18 protein-coding genes are annotated in these 20,150 nt (G+C 36.9%); 4 read left to right on the plus strand and 14 right to left on the minus strand.

Going from position 1 to position 20,150, the window contains the following annotated elements; all coding sequences use genetic code 11:
- Nucleotides 1-4 precede the first annotated feature (4 nt).
- Complete coding sequence (gene mgtE, locus BMY50_RS08160) at nucleotides 5-1,384, minus strand: magnesium transporter (protein ID WP_093321832.1); 1,380 nt, start codon at nucleotides 1,382-1,384, stop codon at nucleotides 5-7.
- 338 nt (nucleotides 1,385-1,722) lie between these two features.
- On the opposite strand from mgtE, the gene BMY50_RS08165 reads away from it, so the two are divergent.
- From BMY50_RS08165 to BMY50_RS08175, 3 genes are all read left to right on the plus strand, one after another.
- A complete protein-coding gene (locus tag BMY50_RS08165; RefSeq protein WP_093321835.1) occupies nucleotides 1,723-2,061 on the plus strand; it encodes a hypothetical protein in 339 nt (112 codons plus the stop codon).
- 200 nt (nucleotides 2,062-2,261) lie between these two features.
- The gene (locus BMY50_RS08170) at nucleotides 2,262-3,890 is read left to right on the plus strand and encodes a SulP family inorganic anion transporter (RefSeq protein WP_093321839.1); all 1,629 of its coding nucleotides are present in this window, start codon (nucleotides 2,262-2,264) and stop codon (nucleotides 3,888-3,890) included.
- A gap of 2 nt (nucleotides 3,891-3,892) precedes the next feature.
- Nucleotides 3,893-4,555, plus strand: coding sequence for a carbonic anhydrase (locus BMY50_RS08175; RefSeq protein ID WP_093321843.1), 663 nt, complete (start codon nucleotides 3,893-3,895; stop codon nucleotides 4,553-4,555).
- A gap of 85 nt (nucleotides 4,556-4,640) precedes the next feature.
- Here the strand turns inward: BMY50_RS08175 and BMY50_RS08180 are convergent, their stop codons facing one another.
- From BMY50_RS08180 to BMY50_RS08240, 13 genes are all read right to left on the minus strand, one after another.
- Complete coding sequence (locus tag BMY50_RS08180) at nucleotides 4,641-5,567, minus strand: bestrophin family protein (RefSeq protein WP_093321848.1); 927 nt, start codon at nucleotides 5,565-5,567, stop codon at nucleotides 4,641-4,643.
- A 30-nt stretch (nucleotides 5,568-5,597) separates the two neighbouring features.
- Complete coding sequence (locus BMY50_RS08185; protein WP_093321853.1) at nucleotides 5,598-6,092, minus strand: hypothetical protein; 495 nt, start codon at nucleotides 6,090-6,092, stop codon at nucleotides 5,598-5,600.
- Between the two features lie 179 nt (nucleotides 6,093-6,271).
- Nucleotides 6,272-7,639 (minus strand): sensor histidine kinase, encoded by a 1,368-nt coding sequence (locus BMY50_RS08190; RefSeq protein WP_093321857.1) that lies wholly within the window; start codon nucleotides 7,637-7,639, stop codon nucleotides 6,272-6,274.
- Between the two features lie 15 nt (nucleotides 7,640-7,654).
- Complete coding sequence (locus BMY50_RS08195) at nucleotides 7,655-8,341, minus strand: response regulator transcription factor (RefSeq protein WP_093321861.1); 687 nt, start codon at nucleotides 8,339-8,341, stop codon at nucleotides 7,655-7,657.
- Nucleotides 8,342-8,485: 144 nt separating this feature from the next.
- Nucleotides 8,486-8,791: a 30S ribosomal protein S10 gene (rpsJ, locus tag BMY50_RS08200; RefSeq protein ID WP_093321868.1), complete on the minus strand. Its 306-nt coding sequence runs from the start codon at nucleotides 8,789-8,791 to the stop codon at nucleotides 8,486-8,488.
- A gap of 69 nt (nucleotides 8,792-8,860) precedes the next feature.
- Nucleotides 8,861-10,969 (minus strand): elongation factor G, encoded by a 2,109-nt coding sequence (gene fusA / locus BMY50_RS08205; RefSeq protein ID WP_093321871.1) that lies wholly within the window; start codon nucleotides 10,967-10,969, stop codon nucleotides 8,861-8,863.
- Between the two features lie 168 nt (nucleotides 10,970-11,137).
- Nucleotides 11,138-11,605: a 30S ribosomal protein S7 gene (rpsG, locus tag BMY50_RS08210; protein WP_093321874.1), complete on the minus strand. Its 468-nt coding sequence runs from the start codon at nucleotides 11,603-11,605 to the stop codon at nucleotides 11,138-11,140.
- Nucleotides 11,606-11,624: 19 nt separating this feature from the next.
- On the minus strand, nucleotides 11,625-12,038 hold the full coding sequence (rpsL, locus tag BMY50_RS08215; protein WP_002993550.1) for a 30S ribosomal protein S12: 414 nt from the start codon (nucleotides 12,036-12,038) through the stop codon (nucleotides 11,625-11,627).
- A gap of 111 nt (nucleotides 12,039-12,149) precedes the next feature.
- Nucleotides 12,150-13,079: a 30S ribosomal protein S6--L-glutamate ligase gene (gene rimK, locus BMY50_RS08220; RefSeq protein ID WP_093321879.1), complete on the minus strand. Its 930-nt coding sequence runs from the start codon at nucleotides 13,077-13,079 to the stop codon at nucleotides 12,150-12,152.
- Between the two features lie 92 nt (nucleotides 13,080-13,171).
- A complete protein-coding gene (locus BMY50_RS08225; RefSeq protein WP_093321884.1) occupies nucleotides 13,172-13,612 on the minus strand; it encodes an ATP-dependent zinc protease family protein in 441 nt (146 codons plus the stop codon).
- 39 nt (nucleotides 13,613-13,651) lie between these two features.
- Nucleotides 13,652-14,827, minus strand: a complete 1,176-nt coding sequence (locus BMY50_RS08230; protein ID WP_093321888.1) for an AIR synthase related protein — start codon at nucleotides 14,825-14,827, stop codon at nucleotides 13,652-13,654.
- A gap of 144 nt (nucleotides 14,828-14,971) precedes the next feature.
- Nucleotides 14,972-17,161 carry a glutamine synthetase III family protein gene (locus BMY50_RS08235; protein ID WP_093321894.1) on the minus strand — a complete coding sequence of 730 codons (2,190 nt, stop codon included), beginning with the start codon at nucleotides 17,159-17,161 and terminating at the stop codon, nucleotides 14,972-14,974.
- A gap of 568 nt (nucleotides 17,162-17,729) precedes the next feature.
- Nucleotides 17,730-18,719 carry a cation diffusion facilitator family transporter gene (locus BMY50_RS08240; protein WP_202907768.1) on the minus strand — a complete coding sequence of 330 codons (990 nt, stop codon included), beginning with the start codon at nucleotides 18,717-18,719 and terminating at the stop codon, nucleotides 17,730-17,732.
- Nucleotides 18,720-18,947: 228 nt separating this feature from the next.
- Between BMY50_RS08240 and BMY50_RS08245 the strand changes: the two genes are divergently transcribed.
- Nucleotides 18,948-20,144 carry a pyridoxal phosphate-dependent aminotransferase gene (locus tag BMY50_RS08245; protein WP_202907809.1) on the plus strand — a complete coding sequence of 399 codons (1,197 nt, stop codon included), beginning with the start codon at nucleotides 18,948-18,950 and terminating at the stop codon, nucleotides 20,142-20,144.
- The last annotated feature ends 6 nt before the right edge of the window (nucleotides 20,145-20,150 follow it).

Raw genomic sequence — 20,150 nt, forward strand, 5'->3', positions numbered from 1 at the left:
ATACTTATAATAGCGTTCCTTTAAGAATAAGCGTCGCCACAGTGAAATAAATCACAAGGCCGGTAACATCCACTAACGTAGCAACAAAGGGAGCAGATGAAGTGGCAGGGTCAGCCCCTAGCCTTCTCAGCAAAAAAGGAAGCATAGCTCCCACAAGTGATCCCCACAAAATAACGCCTACAAGTGAGCAGCCAACCACCAGGCTCAATAAAAACCATGTATCGCCATATTCTCCGAAAAGATGGTAGCCAAATATTCTTAGTAATCCAAGCGTTCCTAAGATAATCCCTAAAATAAGTCCAGAAGCGAGTTCTCTTCTAAATACACGAAACCAGTCGGCCAGGGTGACTTCACCCATAGCCATTGCCTGTATAATCAACGCTGAAGCTTGGGAGCCCGTATTTCCGCCACTGGAAGTAATTAAAGGCACAAAGGTCATTAATACTACAGCAGCCTGTAGCTGCATTTCATAGCCTTCAATAACAGTTGCTGTAAAAAATTGACCAATGAATAATACCATTAGCCATGGAGCTCTTTTTTTTACTAGTTGCCAAACGGATACATCCAAATAAGGTTCATCGAGCGCTTCCGATCCCCCCATACGTTGAATATCTTCCGTATATTCCTCATTCGCTATCCACAATACATCATCAACCGTTACAATCCCCAGCATTATACCCTGTTTATCTGTTACAGGTAAAGCAACCCGATTATTCATTCTAAAAATATTGATAGCTTCTTCTTGCGGGTCGAAAGCATTCAACGCTATCAATCTATTATCCATCAAATCGGCAATTTTTGTTTCCGGCACAGATAATATAATTTCTCTTATACGAATATCATCTAAGAGAACCCCACTATTATCAATTACATAAATTACATCAATTGTTTCTGAGTTTTTACCGTATTTGCGTATATGATCTAGGGCTTGGCCAACAGTATAGTCTTGTTTTACGGCAACATAGTCAGGAGTCATTAAACGCCCCACACTGTCCTCCGGATAGCCTAATAAAGTGAGTGCTTCTTTTCGCTCCTCTTGAGGCATGAGAATAATCATTTTCTTAACCACATCTCCATGCAACTCACTAAAGAATGCCGTCCTATCATCCGGCGGTAATTCGTTAATAAGTTCAGTAATTTTTGGTCCCGAAAGTTTTTTGATTATACGTTCTTGTGTTGGGAAATCTAGAATTCGAAATACGTTTACTGCTCTATTAATACTTAGAGTTTCTATAAAGGTAGCTCCATACTCGGGTAGCTCATCTATTAAGTCTTCAACCTCTGATATATTCAGGTTATCCAAATATTCTTGAATCTGTTCTTTATCTCCCTCCGCTATCAGTAACTCTATTTGTTCTACTAGAGTGTCTAAGTTGTTCTCCATATAAACTCCCTTTAGATAAAATCTTTACATATAAATATATTTGCTGCAAAAGTCGACTTTTTTATTGAATAATATTAAAGTATTTGTTTTTTTTATCAGCCGTTATTAATATATACATTGGTTTTCAAAAAAAGATTTTCATAAGTATTAAACAGCTAACCTTTAGCTATTTAATTTCGGCCAGTAGGCATTCATCCTAATTTCATAAATATCAGTTTCCCTCGATTTTTGTCTCATTTTGGTAATATTTTTGTATCATACATATATCTATTATTCATTTTTCGTTATTTTAGCATCGCAGAGGGTTATATATATTTATAATTTTAAAGAGTTTTTGCATGCACGTTGGTTTAAGAAGAAAAATATTTAGTATTTTATTTTCCTCCATCTTTGTCTTGAAGATGGTGATCTCCGCTGCCCCTATATATGCAGATCTATATGACAGTAAACAGGTAATTGCCGTAATTTTACAATTAGAAATAGAAAACCACTCGGCGAAAACTAATTGTTGTGACTTACCCAGTGAGAATTTCTCAAAAGAAATTGCCACAGTAATTGATTGGAATATATTTCTTACACCCATTAGGTATTTATCAATTAAATCTTACATCGCTGATGATGATATAAGTGTTAAATCTTTTTATCCATCTGTTCCTACGCCCCCTCCAAATTGCTAAAAAGTAATTTTCAAAATAATTTTTCCTACTAAATATAACACCGTATAGCGTATTGGTTATACGAGGTAAATAAGAAACTGGTATACTCCCACAATCAGGATCTTGCTATCGTATAACCAATATTATATTTCGTGTCGTATTGGAAACTAATATTATTTGCTTAAAATAATTATCATTTATCTAACACATTAAAAAAATTTATGCTAGGTACACGTTTTTCAGCATTTTTCAAAGTTGCCAGAAGAGACTTAAAGTACAATTTACCGGCCAGCGTAGTTGTGTTTCTCGTTGCCTTACCCCTTTGTTTAGGGATTGCAATGGCCTCTGGAGCTCCCCTATTTGCAGGAGTACTTACAGGTATCATAGGAGGTTTAGTTGTTGCTTCCATTAGCGGTTCACAATTAAGCGTAAGCGGTCCTGCTGCCGGGTTAACAGTTATTGTTTTTGGCGCCATACAATCACTGGGCTCTTACCATGTTTTTTTATTAGCCGTGGTATTGGCGGGTGTCATACAGTTAGTGCTAGGCATCATCAAAGCAGGAACTATTGGCAATTATTTTCCTACTGCTGTCATTGAAGGCATGCTAGCTGCTATTGGTATAACTATTATACTTAAACAATTGCCACATGCATTGGGATATGATGCCGATTTTTTTGGCGATGAAAGTTTCAAACAATTGGATGGTGAGAATACACTATTAGCGATTAAAGCCGCATTTGGGGCGGTTCACTTAGGTGCTTTTCTGGTAACGGCGATCTCTCTGTTAATATTGATTTATTGGCCGAAGATTAAAAAGTTGAATGCAGTGCCTGCCCCCTTAATTGTTGTCATTTTCGCTGTATTGATTAATATTGCTTTTAAAGGCAGTAAACTCGAAATTAATCCGAAACATCTAGTTGAAATCCCTGTCGTTAACTCATTCGGTGAGTTTTTAGGTCTATTTAAGTTCCCCGACTTTACAGCGATCGGGAACTACGACGTTTGGATCGTTGCATTTACAATTGCCATTGTTGCCAGTTTGGAAACTCTTCTCTGTATAGAGGCCATTGATAAACTGGATCCTTATAAACGGGTTTCTCCAACGAATAGGGAGCTCGTCGCTCAAGGTATTGGTAATATGAGTAGCGGTATGTTAGGTGGACTCCCCTTGACTTCCGTTATTGTACGATCTTCTGCCAATGCCAATGCGGGAGGAAAGACGAAACAGAGTTCCATGTTACATGGGGTCTGGTTACTCTTGGCACTGCTCATCATCCCTTCTATTATCAATATGATACCGCTCGCTTGTTTAGCGGCAATACTGTTGGTTACTGGGTATAAATTGGCCAAAATTCCTTTATTTACCCGCATGTACAAGAGAGGTCTGGATCAATTCATTCCTTTCGTTGTTACTATACTGGCAGTAGTATTTACAGATCTATTAAAGGGCGTAGGTATTGGCATGGTAGTAGCTATATTTTATATTCTGCGAAATAATATGCGTAATCCTTTCGGCTATGATCTGGAAGAATCTAATGGACATAAAAAAATAAAAGTATATTTATCCGAAGAGGTTTCCTTTTTAAACAAAGCTGCTATTCAACAATCGCTATACAACTTACCAAAAGATGTAACACATATTATTGTAGACGGCACGAATAGTCGCTTTATAGATAAAGATGTTGTTCAGGTGATAAAAGACTTTGAGCAGAATGCCATCAGTTCAGGAAAACGTGTTGAGTTGATCGATGTGTACGACAAACGAGAGGTGCCTAACATTCATCATCTATTCAAGAAGGTGCAACCAACAACAAGAAAAAAAAAGAATAAACCAATAAAACAGATTTAAATATGTCGAACAAAGCATTTAAAAATCCAATTTTAGAAGAAACCTTTAATAAAATTAAAGCAGGAAACGACGCATGGGTAAGTGAAGTAGCGAATGATACAACGGGCTTATTCAAAGAATTAGCTAAAAGCCAAAGCCCGGAAATTCTTTGGATTGGATGCGCTGACAGCCGTGTTCCAGCGAATCAAATTACGCATACACGACCAGGAGATGTGTTTGTTCATCGCAACATTGCAAATATGTGCATACATTCGGATATGAACATGTTGAGTGTGCTGGATTACGCTGTAAACGTACTTAAGGTAAAACATGTTATTGTTGCCGGACATTACGGTTGCGGCGGTGTAGCAGCTGCACTCAGTCAAAAGCAATTTGGCCTAATTGACAACTGGCTTTGTCATATCAAAGACGTATATCGTTTACATAAGGGCGAAATTGACGCCATAACAGACGCAACTGCGAAAGTTAATCGCTTAGTAGAATTGAATGTAGCCGAACAAGTATTTAACCTTTGTACATCAACCATCATTCAAAATGCTTGGAAAGAAAGAGATGATATAGCAGTGCATGGTATGGTTATTGAGCTTGAGACAGGCAAGTTAATTGACCTTGATTTAACCTTTACAGAAAGTGCTCAATTGGATGATGTCTTTGCTTATAAATAAGGGGTAATTCTCAGATTCGCACAAAAAATAAGGCCGGTAGAAATAATTTTCTATCGGCCTTTTCAATGGATAAGGGTTAGATCACTTAAAGTAAGTAAAACATTTTTCGATCAACATTTTTTGCGTCATCCTTTTGGTCGTCCATTCTATCGTCGAGCCACATTTGCATCAAATCACGTTCTATCTTAGCGGAGATAGTAGACATCGGGGTATCCGTTGGTTTATTTTCAAAGGGATCTTGAAGATGCACTGCCATCTTTTCGACCAAAAGAAACAACGTGCCTATAGCAATCACCAAAGGGATGGAGATATACCCAAATAAACCAAAAAGGCTAAATGGTAATACAGTAATAAATAAGTAGATAGCCAAACGTATGTACAAGGTATAGGTTTCAGGAAAGACGGTATTTTTTATACGCTCACATTTCCCCATGGAGTCTGTTTGCTTCGTCAAGGTTCTTTCCAATTCAATCTGCTGAAATTGATTTAAAAGCCCTTCATTTGTTGCCTTGTTGATATCCATCCCCTGTAATTTAAGGAGCGCGTTTGGTACGTTATCATAAGCCTTTACAAATTCAAAATCAGATTCAGATAATAATCTTTTAATATCTTTATAAGGGTCTTGCTTCCGCAAAGATTTTGTAAGCGCATAATTCCATGCTATTTGCCGTTTAATTAATCTTTCCTTTAGCTCACCCGTACTACCCGAATCATAAAGATTCCCAATAAAAGTGATAACCTGACGCGCAAAGCTCCTTGAATCGTTCACGATAGCTCCCCATACAATACGAGCTTCCCACCAACGGTCATAAGCCTGATTCGAGCGAAAAGCCAATAGCAAAGAGATTACAGTTCCAAGAATTGCGGGAACGCCACCTATTGGAATATCGAAATTAAAAATTTTCATTTGGTGTAAAACGGTCACAACAATAGCATACATTGCAACCAACGCGCTGTCATATTTCACTTTACCAAGCACGTATCCTATAGGTATATTGTTTTTCAGTAGCATAAGTAAATTCTGTAAGTATTTTTTTAAAATTTATAGGAGCGCTTTTTCCAGTTCTTGAGCGTAAGTGGCTTTTTCCTCTTCCGTCATTTTGCTTCCAATCTTTCTTTTTGATGGAGTCCATTTGTTCCACTTACATCTTTCAATCATCTCAATAGAATTAGAACTGACCTTCGTAATCTTCTGTAATTCGATCGATGGGTCATAAACTATTTCATCGATCCGATTTGCATCCAAAAAATTTCTAAAGAGTGCTATTGTATTTCCGTAAAAGTATTCAAATCGAACTTCTTTAATTCTTGAAAACTCCTTCTGAATGCATTTACAGTAATTTTCAAATGACTTTGGAATCAGTTCGATCTCTTTTGTTCTTTTCGACAAAAGCAACAAATCTGTTATAGAATCAGAAAGTTTCACCGCGCTAAAAAACAGAACGGAAACTTCATCTTCATTGCTTGTAAGAAGATAATCTGTAAAAATATCCAATGATTGGCCTGAAAAATCGGTTGGAATAAGAATTTTCTTCATAAATCTATTTTTTTTTGCTTAAAAAATCAATAAAACCAGAACATTGTTCAAACTCCCACAAACAATTGTTCACTTTATCTAACTATACAAAGAAATAAGGAACTCATTAAAGAAGATTAAAAATAAAATTAAAATGAGATTAGATTTTTGAGAAAAAGATATTATAATTTTTAATATACCTATATATTAGCGATACTTGGCAATATCACTTTAATATCAGTGCCGGTACCTACACTGGTGCGAATATCAATGGTACCTCGATGTAATCGAATGATCTTTTGGGCCAGTGGTAGCCCCACCCCATGCCCTTCATACAAATGCGTATTTGAAGCTCTAAAAAAGGGTTCAAAAATATACTTTTTTTCATCTTCGGGTATACCTATACCTTCATCAGAGACGCTGATAACAATATGCTTATTAGAAGTTTTTAACAATATACTTACCGGTTTATTATCCGAATACTTGCATGCATTCGTAATGATGTTAGCAATTGCTAATTGTAAGAGATGTTCATATCCTTCTACCGTTATTTCTTTTTCATCTTCCGGCAATTGATTAAACTCTAAAATCAATTTGCATCTAGGATTAACTTGATCAGTAACTCCTTTTATATTCAACAACAGTTGATCCATTCTGACCAATTCTTTGGGCTGCTTGTTTCTATCGTAGGCCGTCTTCGCTAAGTATAAAAGGCCACTGATAATTTGTTGAAGCTTATCCGCCTCACTTACTATTATTTGAAAAGATTGTTTCTGTTGCGTGCTATCCTCAGTCTTTAATGCAAGCTCTGCCTCTCCGAATATTATACTAATTGGGGTTCGGAGTTCATGTGAAGCATTACTGATAAAATTACTTTGCGTATCGAAAGCCGTTTCCAAACGATCTAGCATATCGTTAAAAGTAGTGGTAATTTCAGCTACTTCATCCTTTTCATTACCAATAGGCAAGCGCAAGTGTAAATTATCGGCAGTGATTTCCTTCACTTTCCTATTAATCTGTGCAAATGGCCTGAAAATTCGTTGCGAGAATATTTTACCGATAAAGTAAACAATCAAAACAGAAATAACAAAACCGGTGAGAAGAATTTTCTGCAACATCGCCAGTTCCCTAAAACCGGAGGGATCACGTGCATATACTACTACAATAAAATCACCTTTATCGGATGAAAAAAGTTTGCCAGCAAAAAAATCGTTGTGATCATTGTATCTACTTTTTCCCTCACTAAGTATAGCATTAAAAAAAGAGCTGGGCAGTTTTGGCGCCCCCGGCTTAGGAACTACCTTTCCATTTTGCACGCGAAAGAAAAAATCGCTCTCGGCAGGAAGTTTTTCCAAGTAACGGTTACGAACTCTTCTATAATCAAAAATAGTTTGTTCATCTTCCTGCATATAAACCTCAGCACCAATATTTACCCTAGCCTCCAATCGTTTGTAAAAATCCTCAAACGCATATCGCTGGGTAAAATAAAAAATTGACCCCATCAGGAGCGATATCAGCCCGAGTGCAAATCCTAGGAATAATAAAATAAACTTGGTTTGAATCTTCATGATTCCGAATCCGAATTAGGCCTCCTTAATTACATACCCCATCCCTATCATTGTATTGATGAGTTTTATATCGTAGTTTTTATCTACTTTTTTCCTCAGATAGTTCACATATACATCAACAACATTAGTGCCCATATTAAAATTGATGTCCCATACATGTTCTAATATTTCAATTCTTGTGAGCACTTTATTCTTATTTTTCATTAAAAATTCCAGCAACCTATACTCGGTAGCTGTTAAGATGATTTCTTTCCCGGCCCTACTAGCAGTACGTGTATCCATATCCAAAACTAAGTCCATAATCTGAATAACCGATTTCGATTTTAGTGAAAGGGGCGACAGTCTTCTTGCTAATGTTCTTACCCTCGCTTTGAGTTCTTCAAACTTAAAGGGTTTTACCATATAGTCGTCTGCCCCAGAATCTAATCCATCTACCACATTATTCGTCGCATTCAACGCAGTTAACATCAATATAGGTATTTGATTATTTTCTTTCCTTAATAATTGGCAAACTTCCATTCCGCTTATTCCAGGGAGCATGAGATCAAGTATTATAATATCATATGAGGTGGAGTTTACCATATCCAAACCAGTTTCACCATCCAAGGCAATGTTCACATGATATCCTTCTGCGCTAAGCCCTCTTTGAATTAATGATGCCAACTTCGCTTGATCTTCAATAACTAAGATTCTGTTTGCCATGGTTCTTATAGATTTGTGATAAGGTTACACTTCCTGCTAAAATACATTTTTTATTTTATTGTATTAAGCTAGTTGCCTTAGTATTTAAACAAAAAAAGCGGTCATCTCTACAGACAACCGCTTTTTAAGTAAAATTAAAATCAATTACACTTTGATTTCAACTTCAACACCACTAGGTAGTTCAAGCTTCATCAAGGCATCAACTGTTTTAGAGTTAGAGCTATAAATATCTAATAAGCGCTTATATGAGCACAATTCAAATTGCTCGCGTGCTTTTTTGTTCACGTGTGGTGAACGTAAAACAGTATAGATTTTTTTCTCTGTAGGAAGAGGAATTGGACCACTTACTACTGCTCCTGTTGGTTTTACAGTTTTAACGATTTTCTCAGCTGATTTATCTACCAAGTTGTAATCGTACGATTTTAATTTAATTCTGATTCTTTGGCTCATTATATTATGTTTGATTTAAGATGCTTCGTTAGAGCTATTTATAACGTTACATCAATTATTATTCTGCAATTATGCCTTAACTTTACCTTTAGCTTTAGCAATTACATCTTCTTGAACATTCTTAGGCGCTTCCGCATAATGATCGAACTCCATTGTTGAGGTAGCCCGTCCAGAAGTTATCGTACGTAACTGTGTTACATATCCAAACATTTCAGACAGTGGAACCAGCGCTTTGATAACTTGTGCACCATTACGTGTATCCATACCTTGCAGCTGTCCACGACGACGGTTTAAATCGCCCATTACATCACCCATGTTTTCTTCAGGAGTTAATACTTCAATTTTCATGATTGGCTCCATTAACACCGGTCTACATTTTGGTAAAGCTTCACGGAAAGCTGTACGGGCAGCTATTTCAAATGACAATGCATCAGAGTCAACTGCGTGGAATGAACCGTCTACCAAACGAACTTTCATATCTGGAACCGGGAACCCAGCCAAAACGCCGTTCACCATAGCAGCTTCAAATCCTTTTTGCACAGAAGGGATAAATTCACGTGGAATGGATCCCCCCACAATTTCATTAACAAACTGAAGACCACCTTTTTCGTAATCTGCATCAATTGGAGAAACAACCACCTGAATATCCGCAAATTTACCACGACCACCTGTTTGCTTTTTGTACACTTCACGGTGTGCAGATTCTGCAGTAATAGCCTCTTTGTAAGCCACTTGTGGAGCACCTTGGTTAACTTCCACTTTAAACTCTCGTCTTAGACGATCGATCAATATATCAAGGTGAAGCTCTCCCATACCAGAAATTACCGTTTGGCCAGTTTCTTCATCTGTTTGTACGCGGAAAGTAGGATCCTCTTCGGCTAATTTGCCTAAAGCAATACCCAATTTATCCACATCAGCTTGTGTTTTTGGTTCGATTGCTAAACCAATAACGGGCTCTGGAAATACCATCGACTCCAATACAATTGGATTTTTCTCATCACAAAGTGTATCACCAGTTTTAATATCCTTAAAGCCAACAACTGCTCCGATATCTCCTGCTCCAATATTCGGAATAGGATTTTGTTTATTAGCATGCATTTGAAAAATGCGGGAAATGCGTTCCTTATTATCAGAACGGGTATTGTACACATAAGAACCCGCCTCCAAATTACCGGAATAAACCCGAATAAAGCATAAACGACCAACAAAAGGATCTGTTGCAATTTTAAAAGCCAAGGCCGAGAAAGGCTCAGTCACTGAAGGCTTACGACTGATCTCCGCATCCGTACGTGGATCTGTTCCTGTAACCGCTTCTTGATCCAGAGGAGAAGGCAATAATTCCATTACCAAATCCAACATCGTCTGTACTCCTTTATTTTTAAAAGAAGAACCACAAACCATCGGAACAATTGCATTATCTAAAACTGCTTTACGCAAAGCGTCTAATATTTCACGCTCAGAAATAGAATTTGGATCATCGAAGAACTTTTCCATTAAAGATTCATCGTATCCAGCAACTGATTCTAATAATTTTTCTCTCCACTCAGCTACTTCATCAAGCATATCATCTGGAATTGGAACTTCTGTGAAGGTCATTCCTTTATCTTCTTCATTCCAAACAATACCACGGTTGTTAATCAAGTCGACAACACCTTTGAAATTATCTTCTGCACCGATTGGTAATTGAAGAGGAACAGCATCAGATCCTAACATTTCCTTTACTTGTTTTACAACTTTAAGGAAATCAGCACCAGAACGGTCCATTTTATTAACAAAGCCAATACGAGGCACTTTGTAGTTATCTGCCAAACGCCAGTTTGTCTCCGATTGAGGCTCTACACCATCAACAGCAGAGAACAAAAACACCAAACCATCTAATACGCGTAATGAACGATTTACCTCCACCGTAAAATCAACGTGGCCAGGTGTATCAATTACGTTTACTTGATATTTATTATCACGGTAGTTCCAAAACACAGTTGTCGCAGCTGAAGTGATGGTTATTCCTCGTTCTGCCTCTTGCACCATCCAGTCCATCGTAGAAGCACCTTCGTGCACTTCACCGATCTTATGATTAACACCGGCGTAATATAAAATACGCTCAGTTGTTGTGGTTTTACCAGCATCAATGTGAGCGGCAATACCAATATTTCTTGTGAATTTTAAGTCTCTTGACATTTCTTTATAATAATCCCTAAAGGTACTTTATAATTTTAGAAAATTTTGATCTACTATCTGAAGACCAAAACACGTATGCTTCAGCATAAAAAATGGCACAGATTAAGAACGTACACGTTTCCTGCTACTGCGGTGTGTCCATCCGATATCTGTGCCATCATCTTAAATTTAGAATCTAAAATGAGAGAACGCTTTATTAGCTTCTGCCATCTTATGGGTGTCTTCTTTCTTCTTTACAGCTGCACCTTCTCCTTTTGAAGCAGAGATGATTTCTCCTGCTAACTTTTCAAACATAGTTTTTTCACCACGTCTACGAGCATAGCTGATCAACCACTTCATTCCTAAAGCGATTTTACGTTCAGGACGAACTTCAGTAGGTACTTGGAAGTTAGCGCCACCAACACGGCGTGACTTTACCTCAACAGCCGGCATCACATTGTTCAGTGCTTTTTTCCATGTTTCTAAACCGCTTTCACTAGTTTTTTGCTCCACTAGATCAACAGCATTATAAAAGATTGAATATGCAATGGATTTTTTTCCATCGTACATCATGTTGTTCACAAAACGTGTAACCTGAACATCGTTAAACTTTGGATCAGGTAAAATGATTCTTTTCTTTGGTTTTGACTTTCTCATCTTATTTTCCTCCGTTTAATTATTTCTTTTTGCCTTTAGCAGGAGCTGCAGCAGCTTGTCCTGGTTTTGGTCGTTTTGTTCCATACTTTGAGCGACGTTGATTACGACCAGCAACACCAGAAGTATCTAATGCACCACGAATGATGTGGTAACGTACACCAGGTAAATCTTTTACACGACCACCACGTATCAATACGATAGAGTGCTCTTGTAAATTGTGTCCTTCACCCGGAATATATGCGTTCACCTCTTTACCATTGGTTAAACGAACACGGGCAACTTTACGCATGGCTGAGTTTGGTTTTTTAGGGGTAGTGGTGTATACACGTGTACACACGCCTCTTCGCTGTGGACAGCTGTCCAACGCTGGTGATTTACTCTTATCAACCAGAGCTACTCTACCTTTTCTAACTAATTGTTGAATAGTAGGCATTTACTGTTTTTTAATTTGCTTTTTCCTATTTCTTTTAAAGTCCGCAAAAATATAAAAAAGAATCCGATATTCAAAGGATCTTTCCATACAAAAAATAATTGGGCAACTCTATTAAAGTGTTTGGCCAACCTTACTTTTCTTTTTTCTTTCTTTTGGCTGTGCCTTTGCCATATGTTTCTTCTCTAAAAATTCGATAATGGTTAAAGCAATATCTTTTCCGGTAGCTTTCTCTATGCCTTCTAGCCCGGGTGACGAATTTACTTCTAACACCAAAGGCCCTCTATCAGATTGTAACATATCCACTCCGCAAACGGTCAAGCCAAGTTCAGCCGCTGCTTTGAGTGCTGTCTCTCTCTCTAACTTTGTAAGCTTAATAATTACTGCAGAGCCACCACGATGTAGATTAGATCTAAATTCCCCTTCTTTAGCCGTTCTTTTCATAGCTCCTACTACTCTACCGTCTACAATAAGCACTCTAATATCCGATCCTCTGGATTCTTTTATATATTCCTGAATAAGAATATTGTTTCCAAGTCCATAAAAAGCTTCTATAACAGAACTGGCAGCTTTCCGGGTTTCGGCTAGTACAACACCTATTCCTTGAGTACCCTCTAATAACTTAATAACTAAGGGTGCACCTCCAACCATTTTTATGAGATCGTCAACGTCTTTTGTTTGCCTTGCAAAGCCTGTTATAGGCATCCCAATTCCTGCGCCCGACAAAATCTGCATACACCTTAATTTATCTCTTGAACGAGTGATCGCCTGACTTGCATTGGTGGAAACCACCCCCATAATTTCAAATTGTCTGACAATAGCCGAACCATAAAAGGTAACCGAAGCTCCAATTCTAGGTATGATAGCATCTATATTTGATATGTCTTGCCCCTTGTAATGAATACTTGGTTCGCCCTGTTTAATACCTACATAACATTGTCTATGGTCTATTACAACACATTCATGTCCACGTTTCAATGCCGCCTCAACTAAACGTTGAGTAGAATACAGGTTTTTATTTGTTGAGAGTACTGCAATCTTCACGATGATATTCTATTTTCTGATAAGTCACTTTAAGAACATTCTTCTCAACAAGTATCCTTACCATTTGTTTATAGATAAGTTATTATGATTTTTTATTGGCCTTCTCTAACGGTCGCTTTTCTTGATATATTAGCTTTAGAAACATCTACCAGAAATTTTTTTCTTATAAAACTTCTACCTAGTAAAACCGGATATTCCATATCCGATCTATCCCGAAGAGAAATTTCTATTTCATAGTTTTTATTGAAAAGAAATATGTTGGTTTTGATAATAAATCGATTCTCTTCATAACCGAAAGAATTTTTTATTTTTCGCTCTTTATGAAAAGGTAGGGTAAAGGCAGCACCATAGCCCGCATAAGTATCATCCAATGGCTCAAAACGGACAAAGCTCTTCCTTCCTATTTTAATAAGCTCTATTGATTTGCAGTGTAAAACAGACGTTTTGGCACCTGTATCAACCTTTGCCGGAACATTAAAAAGCTGAAAATCTGTGAAATCTATAATTTCCTTCCAACCTATGGTTTTTAGCATAACTATTTTCAGCTATGGTTCTTTCTTATTGGCTTGCGCTTAATTGTAAACAAATTCACCAAACGCTGACTTAATGGTCACTTGCTTCCTATCGGCGGCTTCTACACGTCCTACAATTTGCGCATCTATCTGAAAACTTTGTGAAATTTCTACGATATGTTCTGCTATTTCTTCTGGAACATATAATTCCATGCGGTGTCCCATATTAAACACTTTATACATTTCTTCCCAATCTGTACCTGATTCTTCCTGTATAATTTTGAATAACGGAGGTAACGGAAATAAATTATCTTTAATTATATGAAGATTTTCAATAAAGTGTAAGACCTTTGTCTGTGCACCACCACTGCAGTGTACCATCCCATGAATATGTTGCCTATATTGGTCTAAAATTGATTTTATTACCGGAGCATAGGTTCTTGTCGGTGAAAGCACTAGTTTCCCAACTGTAATATCTTCATTATCAATCCGTATAACATCAGTAAGCTGTCTGCTACCAGAAAACACCAACTCATGAGGAATAGCCGGGTCGTAACTCTCTTTGTATTTTTCCGCTATATTTTTGGCAAAAACATCATGCCTAGCAGAAGTCAAACCGTTGGAACCCATACCTCCATTATAATTACGCTCATAACTCGCTTTACCATAAGACGCCAGTCCCACTATCACATCTCCTGCCTGGATACGATCGTTTGATATAACATCAGTCCGTTTCATTCTACAGGTTACGGTGCTATCAACAATAATAGTTCGGACGAGATCTCCCACGTCCGCTGTTTCTCCACCTGTAGAATAAATGCCTATGCCCAGATCACGAAGCTCTTGAAGTATTTCCTCTGTACCGTTAATGATCTCAGCAATTACCTCACCGGGTATCCTATTTTTATTACGCCCAATCGTTGACGAAAGTAAGATGTTATCCAGTGCTCCAACACAAAGCAAATCATCTATATTCATGATAATCGCATCCTGTGCGATACCTTTCCAAACAGAGAGATCCCCTGTTTCTTTCCAATAAACATATGCTAAAGATGATTTTGTTCCGGCCCCATCTGCATGCATAATGTTGCACCAATCTTCGGATCCGCCTAGCATATCAGGTATAATTTTACAAAAAGCCTGCGGGAACAAGCCTTTATCTATAGCCTTAATAGCATTATGCACATCTTCTTTACCGGCAGAGACGCCTCTTTGGTTGTACTTTAAATCTGACATATTGAAGGCAAAAGTAATTAATCCGGGCGAAATTTCAGCTACCTTCTTAAATAAATAAAGTATTTACTACTTAGTCAGAATGTAAAAAAAATCCCCAAAAACATTATAAGTTTTTGGGGATACTATTAAAATATACCGTTGTTATTATTTAACAAAAAGTAATTCTCGCAATTTTGGAAGAGGCCATTTACGATCATCAACAATTTGTTCTAATTTATTGATATGGTAACGGATCTTATCAAAATATGGTTTTACACTTTCATCGTAAGCAATAGCTTTATCACGAACGTTTTCCAAAACATTAGCTTTCTTACGTTCTTGTCGCATTGCCTCAGCTTCTTCGATGATAACATTTATATGCTCACCAATGCGTTCTAATAGATCAGATTGCGATTTAAATGAAGCAGCTTTTAAACCTAGTTCCTTTAAGCCTTTTACATTTTCAATCAATTCATTTTGATATGTTATGGCTACCGGAACGATCATGCTGTTAACAATCTCGCCTATTACACGTGCCTCGATCTGTATCTTTTTAAAATAATTTTCTAGTAAGATTTCATGACGCGCTTCCCCCTCTCTTTTGTTTAATACACCAAGTGATTCAAACAATTTCTCTGTTTTCTCCGTTACATATACATCTAAAGCCCTAGGTGTAGTTTTGATATTAGACAAACCACGTTTAGCAGCTTCATCTTCCCATTCTTTACTATAACCATTACCTTCAAAACGTATTGCTTTCGAATCTTTGATGTATTTGCGAACGACATTTAATAAAGCAAGATCCTTCTTAGTACCTTTTTTAATTTGCTTGTCTACTTCAATTTTGAATTGAATCAATTGTTCAGCAACAATCGCATTCAATACTGTCATTGGACTTGCAGAATTTGCAGAAGAACCGACCGCTCGGAACTCAAATTTGTTTCCAGTAAAAGCAAAAGGTGAAGTACGGTTACGGTCAGTGTTATCCAATTGCAGTGTAGGGATTTTCGGAATACCGTGCCATAATTGACTTTCGGATTTCACTTTCTTCGCAACTCTAGCAGTTTCAACTTCATCCAAAACAGCGTTTAACTGACTACCTAGGAAGATAGAAATAATTGCAGGAGGAGCTTCATTCGCACCCAAGCGGTGATCATTACTTGCTGTTGCAATAGATGCTCTTAATAAATCTGCATGCTCATAAACTGCACGAATAACATTCACAAAGAAAGTTAAGAACATTAAATTGTTCTTCGGAGTTTTTCCAGGAGCTAACAAATTGATTCCTGTATTAGTAATTAGTGACCAGTTATTATGTTTACCAGACCCGTTAATATCGGCATAAGGTTTTTCATGACTAAGTACTTTAAAATCATGACGAATAGCAACCTGGTCCATTAAATTTAACAACAACTGGTTGTGATCAATGGCTAAGTTAATCTCTTCATACATTGGAGCACATTCAAATTGAGAAGGTGCCACTTCATTATGTCTAGTTTTTAAAGGAATACCTAATTTTAATGCTTCTTGCTCTAAATCCACCATGAAAGCTAAAACACGTTCAGGTATAGCACCGAAATAATGATCTTCCAATTGCTGTCCCTTAGCTGACATATGACCGAAAAGCGTTCTTCCAGTAAGTTGTAAGTCTGGACGAGCATTGAATAACGCTAAATCAACTAAAAAGTATTCTTGCTCAATTCCTAAAGACGCAAAAACTTTTTCCACACTTTTATCAAAATACTGAGCAACATCTACCGCTGCCTTATCGAGTGCATTCAAAGTTTTTAATAAAGGAGCTTTATAGTCTAGCGCCTCACCAGTATAGGATAAAAATACAGTCGGAATGCACAGCGTTTTGCCACCGCCTGTTTCATAAATGAAGGCAGGAGAAGAAGGATCCCAACCAGTATATCCACGCGCTTCAAACGTATTACGAATTCCTCCATTAGGAAAGCTTGAAGCATCAGGTTCTTGTTGTACCAGAGCATCTGCAGTAAATTTCTCAATAGCTACGCCGTCACTGCCAGGCTCAAAAAAAGCATCATGCTTTTCAGCTGTTGTTCCAGTTAATGGTTGAAACCAATGCGTATAATGACTAACGCCATTGCTGATTGCCCAGCTTTTCATTGCCTGAGAAATATGCTCAGCTAAATCGAAATCAATTGCCTCACCAGCATCAATAACACTTGTAAGTCTAGCATACACATTTTTTGGCAAATAATCTTTCATCTTCTTAACGGTAAAGACATTTTTACCAAAGTAGGAAGATGCTTTTTCACCAGTAGCAGTAACCACTGGTCTTTTGTTACGAGAAATAGCAGACTCTACTGCATTAAATCTAAGGTTTGACATGCTTTTTGTCCTGATTTTATTGTTTTTTATCCTTGTTTAGTGATTACGCTGTAAAAATCATCATAATTTTTTGAAATTTCCTAATATTTATTCAAAAAAAATATCAACAAAGTAAATATTACGGTTAAACGTTACGAAAATTAACACGTATAAATTTGAGACATAGAAATAACAATGGCCCCCAATGGAGCAGTGGCTCTATCTTTAAAAGGAAAAAAGAATTAAATACTGAAGAAAATACAAATGAAATTAACTACAATAACCCAAGGCATAATATACAATGACAAAGATTATAATAGTAGACAAACAACCTCCTCCAAGTTTTTTTGCGGTGAAACCTGCAATTAGGGCTCTAAAAAATTTATTCATTTTGAAGCAAATTAATTAAACAATTAAATAACCATCAAAGAGATAATAAGTTTGATGAGTAGCTAACATTATCCCTAAACCACATTTTTCATTGGTTCGTATACCTGTTTTAGGAGTTCCAGGCTCTTTAAGACAAAGAACTTTCCCTTAAGAGGGGAAGTTTCTGGTAATCATTATATTTTTTTAAGGAAAAAATCAGTTAAGATGTTGATCGTTGAAAATGCTTTTTATTTTTCACAACAATTGCAGCATCCCATTGAATGTCTATCCTTTTTTCCTCACTTCTAATGGGGCAGTTTTTCATTCTGCAATAGTGGCAACATTCAGGTAAACAAGGATCTGCATGAATGAATAACTCAGTATCTCCATGCACATACCTGTTTATTAATTGGTCCACCTCGGACACTTCTTCATGCACCTTTATTAAATTATAATAATTAGGTAAGGTTATATGACAATCTATATGAAGCTCATGTCCATAACGCTGAACACGCAAATTATGTACATCAATCCATGAATCTTTTCTATACTTGTTCAGTACCTTCGCGACTTTATCTATTAATTCAAAATCGGATTCATCCATTAAACCACCAATTGATTTCCGCAATAATTTATAACCACTATATAAAATATATCCCCCTAAACCTAAAGAAAGTATCGCATCTATTTGATGTATCTTCGTTAGGTATAGCAAAAGTAATCCGACTAATAATCCGAGTGTACTGTATGAATCAATCTGCAAATGTTTACCATCAGCAATAATCGTAAGTGAATTCAAGTTCTTTCCCTGTTTTACCATGTAAGTACCCAAAGAAAAATTGATCACTCCGGTGAAAGCAATTATTCCAATACCTTCTATTAAATTTTCAATTTCTTCTGGAAAAAAAATATTGTAAACGGCTTTACCTACGATTAGTAATCCAGCGATAAATATGAGTCCACCTTCTAAGAAAACAGAAAAAAACTCAACTTTGCCATGACCATAGGGATGATTTTCATCTTTGGGCTGTGCAGATAAGTGTATACTATAAAAAGCAAATCCGCTCGCAACGACATTCACAATGCTTTCTACAGCATCTGTAAGAATGGCATTCGAATGCGTGATGAGGTAGGCCGTAAACTTAAACAGCATCAAAACGATCCCCGCAGTTAATGAATATAGGATAATTCTTTTTTGCTTTTTCACCATGTCGAAAATTGATAACAAAGGTAGAAAAATAAGCAGCAACCAATAAGCAAAATAATTTTACGTTTATACTACCAAATAAGTAATATCATTAATCTTTATTCAACAAATAATAAAAAAAATTACGCTTTTATTACTTATATCACTATATTTAAAAAATTTTAACAAAAAGGTATTTATAAAATTTAAATTAGTAAAATTTTATAGTAGGTTTGTACATAAATGGACACAATATCAGAATTATCAGAAAGGATAAATAACCTATCGGAATCGGCTACTTTGAAGATGACCAAGTTAGGTAGGGAGTTGGCTGCCCAGGGCGCCAATATTATAAGTTTAAGTGTAGGTGAGCCTGATTTCAACACACCGGATCATATTAAGCAAGCAGCTAAAAAAGCACTTGATGAGAATTATACACGCTACTCTCCTGTACCGGGCTATCCGGAATTGAGGAAAGCGATCGTACAAAAGCTAAAGCAAGAAAATGGTTTAGATTATGATATTTCTCAAATTGTAGTATCCACTGGAGCAAAACAATCACTTTCCAATGCTATTCTATGCGTTATAAATCCTGGTGATGAAGTAATTATTCCAACACCCTATTGGGTTTCTTATTCTGAAATGGTTAAATTAGCGGAAGGTGAATCCGTTTTTATTAATACGAGCATTGAGAGCGATTTCAAGATAACTCCTCAAGAGCTTGAAAATGCCATTACAGAAAAGACAAGGTTATTTATGTTTTCTTCACCTTGTAATCCTACCGGAAGCGTTTACAGCAAAGAAGAATTGGCAGGTTTAGCTCGTGTATTTGAAAAGCATCCTCAAATTTACATCATATCTGATGAAATTTATGAGCATATAAATTTTAAAAGTAAACATGAATCAATTGCCCAATTTGATAGTATTAAGGATAGGGTTATCTTGATCAACGGTTTCTCCAAATCGTATGCAATGACCGGCTGGCGTTTGGGTTATTTGGCGGCAAGCAAAGAAATTGCAGCGGCCAATGATAAATTGCAGGGTCAAACCACTTCAGGCACTTGTTCAATCGCTCAAAGGGCCGGTATTGCGGCTTATGAAGGGGGACTGGAAAGCGTTCTAGAAATGAAAAAGGCTTTTGAACGACGTAGAACGCTTGTTTATAACGCCCTCAAAGAAATAGCTGAGGTAAAAGTTAACCTTCCAGAAGGTGCGTTTTATTTTTTTCCAGATGTAAGTGCCTTTTTTGGGAGAAAAGATTCAAATGGTAATGTCATTGCGAACTCTTCGGATTTGGCTTTATATCTTCTAAATGAAGCCCATGTTGCTACTGTAGGAGGAGATTCCTTTGGAAACAATGATTGTATTCGGTTATCTTATGCCGCCTCTGATGATCAATTAACTGAGGCATTAAGACGTATTAAGGCTGCGCTTGAAAAACTAGTTTAATAAGTC

The organism is Olivibacter domesticus (assembly GCF_900109575.1).
Taxonomy (GTDB): Bacteria; Bacteroidota; Bacteroidia; order Sphingobacteriales; family Sphingobacteriaceae; genus Olivibacter; species Olivibacter domesticus.